9 protein-coding genes and 2 pseudogenes are annotated in these 11,150 nt (G+C 75.0%); 1 reads left to right on the forward strand and 10 read right to left on the reverse strand.

From position 1 onward, the window contains the following. The first annotated feature begins 29 nt into the window (after positions 1-29). A complete protein-coding gene (locus OMK64_RS00920; protein ID WP_272726072.1) occupies positions 30-545 on the forward strand; it encodes a hypothetical protein in 516 nt (171 codons plus the stop codon). A 29-nt stretch (positions 546-574) separates the two neighbouring features. Here OMK64_RS00920 and OMK64_RS00925 read toward each other — a convergent pair whose 3' ends face one another. The 10 genes and pseudogenes from OMK64_RS00925 to OMK64_RS00965 form a co-directional block, all read right to left on the reverse strand. Then, positions 575-1,846, reverse strand: a complete 1,272-nt coding sequence (locus OMK64_RS00925; RefSeq protein ID WP_374694048.1) for an ABC-F family ATP-binding cassette domain-containing protein — start codon at positions 1,844-1,846, stop codon at positions 575-577. Positions 1,847-1,894: 48 nt separating this feature from the next. Further along, positions 1,895-2,377: pseudogene (locus OMK64_RS21170) on the reverse strand (ATP-binding cassette domain-containing protein); the annotation flags it as partial. An 85-nt stretch (positions 2,378-2,462) separates the two neighbouring features. Next, positions 2,463-3,407 carry a 4-(cytidine 5'-diphospho)-2-C-methyl-D-erythritol kinase gene (locus OMK64_RS00930; RefSeq protein WP_272726074.1) on the reverse strand — a complete coding sequence of 315 codons (945 nt, stop codon included), beginning with the start codon at positions 3,405-3,407 and terminating at the stop codon, positions 2,463-2,465. Continuing rightward, positions 3,404-4,357: a 16S rRNA (adenine(1518)-N(6)/adenine(1519)-N(6))-dimethyltransferase RsmA gene (gene rsmA, locus OMK64_RS00935; RefSeq protein ID WP_272726075.1), complete on the reverse strand. Its 954-nt coding sequence runs from the start codon at positions 4,355-4,357 to the stop codon at positions 3,404-3,406. Before rsmA ends, OMK64_RS00930 begins: the two co-directional genes overlap by 4 nt. 104 nt (positions 4,358-4,461) lie before the next feature. Beyond that, complete coding sequence (locus OMK64_RS00940; protein WP_272726076.1) at positions 4,462-5,751, reverse strand: resuscitation-promoting factor; 1,290 nt, start codon at positions 5,749-5,751, stop codon at positions 4,462-4,464. Between the two features lie 325 nt (positions 5,752-6,076). Beyond that, positions 6,077-7,267 (reverse strand): resuscitation-promoting factor, encoded by a 1,191-nt coding sequence (locus OMK64_RS00945; RefSeq protein ID WP_272726077.1) that lies wholly within the window; start codon positions 7,265-7,267, stop codon positions 6,077-6,079. A gap of 181 nt (positions 7,268-7,448) precedes the next feature. Continuing rightward, positions 7,449-8,399, reverse strand: coding sequence for a TatD family hydrolase (locus tag OMK64_RS00950; RefSeq protein WP_272726078.1), 951 nt, complete (start codon positions 8,397-8,399; stop codon positions 7,449-7,451). Between the two features lies 1 nt (position 8,400). Then, a complete protein-coding gene (gene metG / locus OMK64_RS00955) occupies positions 8,401-10,185 on the reverse strand; it encodes a methionine--tRNA ligase (protein WP_272726079.1) in 1,785 nt (594 codons plus the stop codon). A gap of 57 nt (positions 10,186-10,242) precedes the next feature. Further along, positions 10,243-10,629, reverse strand: a complete 387-nt coding sequence (locus tag OMK64_RS00960; RefSeq protein WP_272726080.1) for a hypothetical protein — start codon at positions 10,627-10,629, stop codon at positions 10,243-10,245. A 139-nt stretch (positions 10,630-10,768) separates the two neighbouring features. Further along, positions 10,769-11,150: pseudogene (locus OMK64_RS00965) on the reverse strand (hypothetical protein); the annotation flags it as partial.

Raw genomic sequence — 11,150 nt, forward strand, 5'->3', positions numbered from 1 at the left:
GGGCGCACGAGGATCGGGGGGACCTCGCCATGGCCGGGACGTCGAGCGAGCCGGAGCAGCAGCCGCACCTCGGGGCGGTCACGTGGGCGCCGTTGCACGACCGCGCGAGCGCGCTGCGCTCGGTGCGCTGGTGGAGCCTGGCCGGTGGTGCGGGGTTCGTCGTCGCGGCGTCGGTCGCGGTCGTCGTCGCCGGGACGTCGGCGGACCGCGCGCTCGCGATGTACGGCATCGGCGCCGCGGTGGCGGTGGGCGCGCTGCTCGTCGGGGTCGGGGTCGGCCTGCTCACGGCGGAGGCCGTCCGCTCCGACGCCTTCGCGGTCGCACCCGCGCCGCACACCTCACCGGACCCGGACAAGCCGCAGTCGGCCGTGGGCGGGTCGCTGCCCGCGGGGGCGACGCTCGAGCAGCTCGGCACGTTCCTGGGGACGGTGCGTCAGGTGCTGGCGGGGCTGTCACCGGGCCGCATCTGCACGATGCTGGGCACGATCCTGCTCGTCGTCGGCGCGGCGACCGCGGTGGCGGCGTCGAACCTCCTCGCCGGCTGAGCGCCCGACGACGTCGCCCCAGGGCGGGTCTAGCCCGCGGTCTCCGCGGCCTCGAGCCATGCGGCCTCGAGCTCGCCCTTCTCGGCGGCGAGCGTGCGCAGCTCGGCGTCGAGCGCGAGCACGGCCTGGTGGTCGGTCGCCTGCGCGGCCATCTTGGCGTGCAGGTCCTTCTCGAGGTCGGCGATCCGCGACAGGCGGCGCTCGATGCGCGCGATCTCCTTGCGGGCGGCGCGCACCTCGGCCTGGGTGGGTCCCGCGGCCGCGACGGCGTCCCCCGGCACTGGGCTGTCGGCGGCGGGCGAGGTCGCCGCGGGCGGCTGGGCCTCGCCGGCCGCGTGGCGCAGCTCGAGGTACTGCTCGACGCCTCCGGGCAGGTCGCGGAGCTTCGCGTCGCCGAGCAGCGCGACCTGCCGGTCGCACACGCGCTCGAGCAGGTACCGGTCGTGCGAGACGACGACGAGCGTGCCCGGCCAGCCGTCGAGCAGGTCCTCCAGGGCCGCGAGCGTGTCGGTGTCGAGGTCGTTGGTCGGCTCGTCGAGCAGCAGCACGTTGGGCTCGCCGACGAGCAGCCGCAGCAGCTGCAGGCGCCGCCGCTCACCACCGGACAGGTCGCGCACCGGGGTACGCGCACGGTCGCGCGGGAAGCCGAGCCGCTCGACGAGCTGCGACGCGGTGAGCTCCTTGCCGCCGACGACGACCGACCGCTTCTCGCGCTCGACGACCTCGACGACGCGCAGGTCCGCGAGGTCGTCGAGGTCCTCGACGTCCTGCCGCAGCTCCGCGACGGCGACGGTCTTGCCGCGCTTGACCCGGCCCGACGTGGGCGCGAGCCGTCCGGCGAGGAGCCGCAGCAGCGTCGTCTTGCCGGCGCCGTTGACGCCGACGACGCCGATCCGGTCGCCCGGGCCGAGCCGCCAGGTCACGTCGTCGAGCAGCACCTTGTCGCCGAACGCGAGGGTCACGTCCTCGACGTCGAGCACGTCCTTGCCGAGCCGGGCCGTCGCCATCCGGGCGAGCTCCATGCGGTCGCGCGGCGGCGGCTCGTCGGCGATGAGCGCGTTCGCGGCGTCGATGCGGAACCGGGGCTTCGACGTGCGGGCCGGTGCGCCCCGGCGCAACCACGCGAGCTCCTTGCGCAGCAGGTTCTGCCGCTTCTCCTCGGTGGTCGCCGCGGTCCGGGCACGCTCGGCGCGCGCGAGGACATAGGCCGCGTACCCGCCGTCGTACTGGTCGACGCCCCCGTCGTGCACCTCCCAGGTGCGCGTGCAGACGGCGTCGAGGAACCAGCGGTCGTGCGTCACGACGACGAGCGCGCCGGAGCCGCGCGCGTACCGCTCGACGAGGTGCGCCGCGAGCCACGCGACCCCCTCGACGTCGAGGTGGTTCGTCGGCTCGTCGAGCACGAGGACCTCGTCGTCGCGGACGAGCAGCGCCGCGAGCGCGACCCGACGACGCTGCCCGCCGGACAGGGACGCCACGTCGGCGTCGAGGCCGACGTCGGACAGCAGGCCCGCGTGCACCGCGCGGATGCGGGCGTCGGACGCCCACTCGTGCGCGTCGGCGGACCCGTGCACCGCGTCGAGCACCGTGCCGGGCGGCAGGTCGTCGCGCTGGTCGAGGACGGCGACCCGGGCACCGCCCGCGCGCGTGACCCGTCCGGCGTCGGGCTCCTGGAGGCCTGCGAGGACGCGCAGCAGGGTCGACTTGCCGGCGCCGTTGGGGCCGACGACGCCGATGCGCTGGCCGTCGTCCAGGCCGAGGCTCACCTCGTCGAGGAGCGTGCGCGTGCCGAGCGTGAGGGTGACGCGGTCCGCGCCGAGCAGGTGAGCCATCGAGGCGACAGGCTACCCGTCGCTCCCGGCCGCTCGACGACGGCCCTGGTCAGGCCCTGTGCGGGCCCGGTGCCGACGACGCCGGTCAGTCCGTCGCCGACACCACCCGCGCGCCGGCAACCGGACCGGCGGCCGTGAGGACACGGTCCGCGACGCCCGACGCCGTGAACGCGGCCGCGAGGACGAGCGCGTGCTGCCGGCTGCGCGCGAGCGCGGCGACCGTCGGGCCGGACCCGCTGACGATGACGCCGAGCGCGCCCGCGTCCTCGGCGACGGCCAGCGGCTCGGCGAGCCCGGGGTCGAGCTCGAGGGCCGCCATCTGCAGGTCGTTGTGCAGCGCGGCACCGAGCGCGCGGGCGTCACCGGCGCGCAGCGCCTGCATGAGCGGCACGTCGGCCTCGGGGTCCGGCTCGTCGAGGTCGTCGTGCCCGTGCAGCTCGTCGAACGCGCGGTACACCGCGGGGGTCGACAGGCCACGGTGCTGCACCGCGAACGCCCAGTGGAACTCGCCGCGCGTGAGGGCCGGCGTCAGCAGGTGCCCGCGACCGGACCCGACGGCGGTGTGGCCGGTCAAGGAGAACGGCACGTCGGACCCGAGGCTCGCGGCGAGGTCCAGCAGGTCGTCACGGCTCAGGCCGGTCCGCCACAGCGCGTCGCACGCCACGAGCGCGGCCGCGGCGTCGGCGGACCCGCCCGCCATGCCGCCCGCGACGGGCACGTCCTTGACGACGTGCAGGTGCACGCCGGTGTCGATCCCGACGCGCTCGGCGAGCAGCCGCGCGGCCTGGAGCGCCAGGTTGCCGTCATCGGTCGGCACGATCTCCGCCTGCGGGCCGCTCACGCTGAGCTCGAAGCCCTCGGACGGCGTCGCGACGACCTCCTCGAAGACGCCGACCGCCTGGAACACCGTCGACAGGGGGTGGTAGCCGTCCTCGTCGCGCGGACCGACGCGCAGCGACAGGTTGATCTTCCCGGGCGCGCGGACCCTGACCTCGTGCTCGGGCAGCGGGGCCACGGGGGTCAGCGTCACGGCTCCACTGTGCCAGGTCGCCCAGGGGCTGCGCCCGCGGGGGACGCCAGCCGCTCGGCGATGCGCGCGAACGCCTCGATGTCGAGCCGCTCGCCCCGGGCCTGCGGGTCCACGCCCGCGGCGACCAGCGCGGCCTGTGCGGCGTCGGCCGACCCCGCGAGCGTCGCGAGGGCCGGGCGCAGCATCTTGCGCCGCTGGGCGAACGCCGCGTCGACGACGGCGAACACGTCCTCGCGGGTCGCGGTCGTCGTCGGCGGCTCGCGCCGGTCGAGCCGGACCAGCGCGGAGTCGACGTTCGGCACGGGCCAGAACACGCTGCGGCCGACGGTCGCGGTGCGACGCGCGTGCGTGTACCAGGCGGCCTTCGCCGACGGCACGCCGTACGTGCGGCTGCCCGGGGGGGCGGCGAGGCGGTCGGCGACCTCCGCCTGCACCATGACGAGCGCGCGCTCGAGGGAGTCGAACCGCTCGAGGAACGTGAGCAGCACGGGCACGGACACGTTGTACGGGAGGTTGGCGACGAGGGCGACCGGCGGCGTGCCGGGGAGCTCGCGCACCTCGAGCGCGTCGCGCAGCACGACCGTGAGGCGGTCGCGGCCGTCCGCGTCGCGCAGCACCACGACGGGTGAGCCGTCCACGTCGTCGGCCTGCTCCGCCGTGAGCCCCGGGACGTGCTCCGCGACCGTGCTCGGCAGCAGCCGGGCCAGGACCGGGTCGATCTCGACGGCGACGACGTCCGCGTCCGCCTCGAGCAGCCCGAGCGTCAGCGACCCCAGCCCGGGTCCCACCTCGACGACACGCTCCCCCGGTCCGACGTCGGCCTGTCGCACGATCTTGCGGACCGTGCCCGCGTCGAGCACGAAGTTCTGCCCGAGGGTCTTGGTGGGCCGGACCCCGGCCCGCTCGGCGAGCGCCCGGATCTCCGCAGGCCCGAGCAGCGAGGTCGACATGGCGAAGAGCCTAGGCGCTCGGGCGGGGACGCCGACGCCCGCCGACCCCGGTCGGGGTGGCGGGCGCCGGGCACGCGCTGCGTCAGGAGCGCGTCAGGAGTGCGTCAGGAGAAGAGGTACTTGCCGCAGTGGGGCCACTGGCCCGCACCCGAGCGGTTGTACAGCATCTTCGCGCGCGCGGTCTGCTCGTCGGGGCTGGCCTGGGACGGGAGACCGGCACCGCCGACTGCCTGCCAGGTCGCCACCGAGAACTGGTAGAGGCCGTGGTACTTGCCGGTCGACGACACGGCCGTCGGGTTGCCGCCCGACTCGCACTTCGCGAGCGCGGCCCAGTTGAGCGAGTCGGCGCTGCCGCCCGCGGTGATCGGGCCGGCGGCGGCCGTCGAGCCGGACGACGTCGCCTTGGGCGCCGGCGCCGGACGAGCCTTGGTGCCCGTCTTCACGAGCTCGTCGACCGGGGCCTGCGTGACCTGGTCGGACACCGTCTCGCGGGCCGTCTCGACGCCGTCCACGGTGGTGACGCGCTCGACGAGCGTGCGCACGCCGGGGACGCCCGCGACGGCGACCTTGCGCTGGCCGGTGTAGAGGTTCGCGTCCTCCTGCGTGCTCGACGCGAACGGCACCTCGTGCGTCGAGGAGACCTCCTGCACGACGACGCGGTTCACGACGACCTGCACGCGCCCCTCGGGCGTCTGCCGGACGGACACGCGGTCGAGCGGGTTCAGCGTGATGCCGAGCTCGCCGAGCACCTGCGCGACGCGCGCGTCGCCGTCGGGCGTCTGGAGCGTCCGGCCGTCGACGAGGACGTCGGCCGAGCCGTGCAGCGTGAGGTCGAGCGCGAGCTCGGGGCGACCGCCGGCGGCGGACCGCGACGCGACGAGCGCGACGTCGTCCGCACGGGACGCGAGGGTGTCGAGCGCCTCGTCGGCGGTGATCGCGGTCGTCCAGACGGACTTCTCGCTGCCGTCGAGGGAGACGGTCACCTGGCGCGCGTGCCGCACGACGACGTCCGCACCCTCGGCGAGCGCGCCGCTCGGGGTCACGACGTCGCGCTCGCCGAGCTGGACGCCGTGCTCGGCGAGCAGGCCGTCGACCGAGCCGGCGAACGTCGTGACGCGCACGACCTCGCCGTCGACGTCGAGCGTCACGGACTTGTTGGCGTGGGCGTAGCCGGCCGTCGCGCCACCCACGAGGATGACGGTGGCGGCGGCGACGAGCGGGACCAGGCGACGACCGGACCGGAGGCCCTTCGTCTCGGCGCCCTGACCGTCGGTGGCGGCGGTCGGGGTGTCGTCCCCCGGGGTCTCGGGGGACTCGGCGCGGGTGCGCGCGAAGGGACTGCGGATTCGGGTCGTGAAGGTCACGGGGCTCCAGCCGTCGTCGTGCCCGGGCACGGGGTCCAGGTCGCGCCCCGCAGGGCACCCGGTGGGCACGCGGCGCGAGGCGCACACGCGGGAGGTCGGCCCTCGGGCCGTCCCCCACCGGTCCCGGATCCCCGATCCGGCCGTCGTGACGGCTGTTGTCCGAGCCGTCGCACGGTCCCGCGCACCGCTTCCCGGCCACCGTGCGTCACATGCACACAGGGGCCGGAACGGGCAGGACCGACACGCGACCGTAACGGAACCGTGACAGATCTCCAACCCCGCGCCGGGGTGCGACGGGGGTGAAAGAGGTCGCACCGGGGCGTCCCTGCAGGTCAGGGACGTGCACCCGCGGGCGTCAGTACCAGCCCTTGGCCTGGCTGTGCGCCCACGCGCCGCACGGCGTGCCGTACCGGCCGCCGATGTAGTTGAGACCCCAGGTGATCTGCGTCGCGGGGTTCGTCTGCCAGTCCGCGCCCACCGTCGCCATCTTCGAGCCCGGCAGCGCCTGCGGGATGCCGTACGCACCCGACGACTTGTTCTCCGCGGTGACGCGCCAGCCGCTCTCCTTGTTCCAGAGCGCCAGCAGGCAGGCGAACTGGTCGTCGCCCCAGCCGCGCGCCGCGGCCATCTCCTTGCCCATCGCCTGCGCCGTGCCCGGCTCGACGGCGACCGTCGACGGGTCGGGCAGCTCCGCGGTGCCGACACGCACGACCTGCGTCACGGGCGGCGTGGTGACGACCGACGTGATCGGCGTCCGGCCGACCACGACACCCCCGACCACCTGGAGCTCGTAGGTCGTGGTGCGCACGCCCGCGCGGCCCTTGGTCTTCACGACCTTGTTGCCCTTGACCAGCGTCGGGTCCTCGACCTCATGCGTCTCGAACGGCATCGCCTCGGTGAGGGTCTCCCCGCCCGTGCCCGCCCGCGTGACCATCACCACGAGACCGTCGACCGCCGTCGCGTCGAGCGGCACCGAGAGCTTGTCGCCCTCGTTCAGCACGAGACCGACGTCCTTGAGCGCGTCCCGGACGACCGCGGCGCTGCTCAGGCCGTCGATGACCTGCCCGTCGACGACCAGGTGGATGGTCTTGAGGGTCGACACCCGGAGCACGTCGCCGCGCTCGAGCGCCGAGCCGCGGGACGCCGACAGCCGCACCTCGCCCTCGCGCAGTCCGAGCCCGTCGACGGCCTCGCCGACGGTCAGCGCCGTGCTCCAGACCGTGCGCTCCTCGCCGTCGACCTCGACCTGCAGCTCGCGGCCGTGCCGCACGACGATCTGCCCGCCGCGCGCGACCGGGTCGCCGAGCGACGGCGCGACGAGGTCCCGCTCGCCGACCTCGACGTCGCTGCTCTCGAGCACGTCCGCGACCGTCCGGCCGAACGCCTGCACCTCGACGGCCCGGCCGTCGACGTCGAGCGTGACCTCCTTGTGGAGCACCGCGAACGCACTCGTCACACCGACGACGAGCGCCAGGACCACGGCCCGCGCGACGGCGGGCAGCGCGCGCGACCGCGCGGCGGTCACGGGCGGGTGGTCAGGGCGCACGCGGTGAGTCCTTCGGGCCGGGAGGGGACGGCCTGGGCGGCCCTCGCGGACCGCCCTGGGGCGACCGTCGTGGACGCCTGTCCGACCGTAACCGATCCGTGACCCGGCCGACCACCTGCGGCCGGACGTCGGACACCGGTCGAGCGACCGCCCGCGGGGACGTGACCGGCTCGTCGCGACGTCACCAGGGACCGTAGACCCGCTCCGCCGTCGCGGACACGCCCGCGCACACGTCCTCGAGCGACCGCTCCGTCACCTCGGCCACCGTGCGGACCGTCCCGGGCAGCAGGTAGGGCGCGTTCGGCCGGCCGCGGAACGGGTGGACCGTCAGGTACGGAGCGTCCGTCTCGACCATGAGCAGCTCGGGCGGCACCTCGCGCAGCGCCGCGCGCAGGTCGTCGTTCGGCCCGAACGACACCGGCCCCGCGAACGACAGGAACCATCCGTGCGACACCGCGAGGCGCGCCAGCTCGGCGTCACCCGAGAAGCAGTGGAACACCGTCCGCTCGGGCGCGCCGTCGGCCAGCAGCACCTCGACGACCTCGGCGTGCGCGTCCCGGTCGTGGATCTGCAGCGCGAGCCCGAGCTCCTTGGCGAGCGCGACGTGCGCCCGGAACGCCTCGCGCTGCACCTCACGACCCCGCGGGCCGGCCCGGAAGAAGTCCAGCCCGGTCTCCCCGATCGCCCGCACGCGCGGGGTCGCACGCGCGACCGCCGCGACCCGGGCGAGCGCCTCGTCGAGACGGACGTCCTCGTGCACGAACCGCGGCTCGGGAGGGAGCCCGTCGGGCGCCACCTCACGGACGCCCGCGTGCAGCACCGCCTCGTTGGGGTGGATCGCGACGGCCCCCAGCAACGCCGGGTGCGCCTGCACGAGATCCGCCGTCAGCACCACCGACTCGTAGTCGCAGCCGACCTGCACCATCCGGTCCACGCCGACCGCCGTCGCCCGGGCCAGGTGGTCGTCGAGCGCCGGTGCGGGTGCGTCCGGCACCGCGACGCCGTCGTCCGACCGCTGCCAGCCGTCGGCCACCCACCCCAGCACCGACTCGAGGTGCGTGTGGTTGTCGACGACCGGCAGCGGCAGCGGCTCCGGGGGCGGCGGCCAGCCGCGGTCGCGCGTGCGCGCCACGTCAGGCCTGCTCGGCGCGCGCGATCTCCTCCTCGACGATCGCGTCGTCGAGCTTCGTGAAGACCGGCACCGGCTTGGCGACCGACGTGCCCGCGACCAGCGGCACCGAGGCCCACCGCGGGGTCGCCGCGTAGTCGCCCGTGATGATCGGGTACGACCGCGACGCGTCGTCCAGGTCCTCGACCTCGTCGATGCGCGGCATCGGCGCGAAGGTGCCCGTCCCGCCGAGCGTCTCGTGCACCTTCTGGGCCGCGAACGGCAGGAACGGCGCGAGCATCGTGTTCGCGTCCGCGACGGCCTGCGCGGCCGTGTGCAGGACGGTGCCGAGCCGCTCGCGGTCGGTCTTGAGCTTCCACGGCTCGGTCTCCGACAGGTAGCGGTTCGCCTCCTGCACGACGCGCATCGCCTCGCCGATCGCTGCCCGGTTGCGGTGCTCGCCGAGCAGCTTGCCGACCGTGTCGAACCCGGCCGCCGTCGTCGCGCGCAGCGCCTCGTCCACCGGCAGCAGCGCGCCCGGCTCGGGGATCGCGCCGAAGTTCGTGTGGATCATGTTCGCGGTCCGGTTGACCAGGTTGCCCCAGCCCGCGACGAGCTCGTCGTTGGTCCGGCGCTTGAAGTCGGCCCACGTGAAGTCGGCGTCCTGCGTCTCGGGTCCGGCGACGGACAGGTAGTAGCGCAGCGCGTCGGGCTGGTACCGCGACAGCATGTCGCGCACCAGGATCACGCGCCCGCGCGACGTGCTGAACTGCTCGCCCGCGACGTTGAGGTACTCGCTCGACACGACCTCGGTCGGCAGCTGGAGGTTGCCGTAGACGCCGGGCTCGCCGCCCCGCGACCCGCGCCCGTCGTAGCCCATGAGCTCGGCGGGCCAGATCTGCGAGTGGAACGTGATGTTGTCCTTGCCCATGAAGTAATACGACAGGGCCTCGGGGTCGTTCCACCAGCCGCGCCACGCCTCCGGGTCGCCCGACCGGCGCGCCCACTCGATCGACGCCGACAGGTACCCGATGACCGCGTCGAACCAGACGTACAGGCGCTTGTTCGGGTTCTCCTCCCAGCCCGGCAGCGGCACGGGGATGCCCCAGTCGATGTCCCGCGTCATCGCGCGCGGACGCATGTCGTCGATCAGGTTGAGGCTGAAGTTCAGGACGTTCGGGCGCCACCCCTGCCGCGTGCTCAGCCACTGCTCGAGCGCCTGGGCGAACGCGGGCAGGTCGAGGAAGAAGTGCGTCGACTCGACGAACTTCGGGGTCTCGCCGTTGATGCGGCTCTTCGGGTTGATGAGGTCGATCGCGTCGAGCTGGTTGCCGCAGTTGTCGCACTGGTCGCCGCGCGCGCCGTCGTAGCCGCAGATCGGGCACGTGCCCTCGATGTAGCGGTCCGGAAGCGTGCGGCCCGTGCTCGGGCTGATCGCGCCCATGGTCTGCTGCTCGACCATGTACCCGTTCTTGTGGACCGTACGGAACATCTCCTGCACGACCGCGTAGTGGTTGCGCGTCGTCGTCCGCGTGAACAGGTCGTACGACAGCCCGAGCGCCGTGAGGTCCTCGACGATCACCCGGTTGTAGCGGTCCGCGAGCGCCTGAGGGCTCACGCCCTCCTTCTCCGCCTGCACGAGGATCGGCGTCCCGTGCTCGTCCGTGCCCGACACCATGAGCACGTCGTGGCCCGCCATCCGCATGTAGCGGGAGAAGACGTCCGACGGGACGCCGAAGCCGGCGACGTGACCGATGTGGCGGGGGCCGTTCGCGTAGGGCCACGCGACGGCCGACAGGATGCGGGACATGCGGCCGATCCTAGGTGAGCACGTCGCGCCCGGTCGCGGGTGTTCCGGCGCGCGGCGTCAGGACGGGAGCCAGCCCGTCGGGGGCGGGAACGGCCAGATCGCGACGTAGCCGACCGCGAGCGCCCCGACGACGGCGAGGGCCGTCAGCACGGTCCGGACTACCGGCGCCGGGCGCCGGGCACGCACGACGGCCGCGAGCACGGCAAGCACGACGACGACCGCGCCGGCCGCGAGCGCCGCCACGAGCACGTGCGCGTCGGGCATGCACGAGACCGGCGGCGGGAGCATCGCCGGGCACACGTCGGACGGGCTCGGGAGCAGCACGCGGCGCAGCGAGTCGCGCGCCACCCAGGCGATCCCGAGCAGGGACGCGAGGGCCACCACGCCGCCGACGCGCAGCGGGCGCCGGACCCGGACGGGAGCGGTGGTCGTCGGCGTCGTCACGCGCCCACCCCAGCACGACCGACGCCTCCGGCGGAAGGGCGGTCACCGGCGCGGCCGCGCGACGCGACGCGCCGTCGGCGTCGTCCGGACCGCCCGACGGCGCGTCCGCCCGCGGACCGAGGGTGGGCGAGGCGATCCGTCAGTCGTCGTACAGGCGGTCACGGGCCTCGGCGTCCTCGACCGGCACGAACGTCGCGCGGTCGCCCGACACGTCCCAGCCGCGGTCGGCGGGGGTCGACGGAGGGATGCGGATCGGCTGGGTGTCACCGGGCCGGTACGCGGGCTCGTGCACCGGCGCCGCCGCCCGGTCGGGAGCGGTACCGGGCACCGTCGCGCCGCCGGGGACGGGCTGCCACGGGGTCACCGGGGCGGGCACGGGCGACGGGACAGGTCCCTGCACGGGCCAGGCCGCGGGGGCGGGCGCACCGGTCGGCGAGGGCCAGCCGGCGGGTGTCGTCACGCCCGGCTGCGCGGTCCAGCCCGCGGGTGTCGTCACGCCCGGCTGCGGGGTCCAGCCCCCG

It is taken from the genome of Cellulomonas fimi, assembly GCF_028527925.1.
GTDB classification, from domain to species: Bacteria; Actinomycetota; Actinomycetes; order Actinomycetales; family Cellulomonadaceae; genus Cellulomonas; species Cellulomonas fimi_C.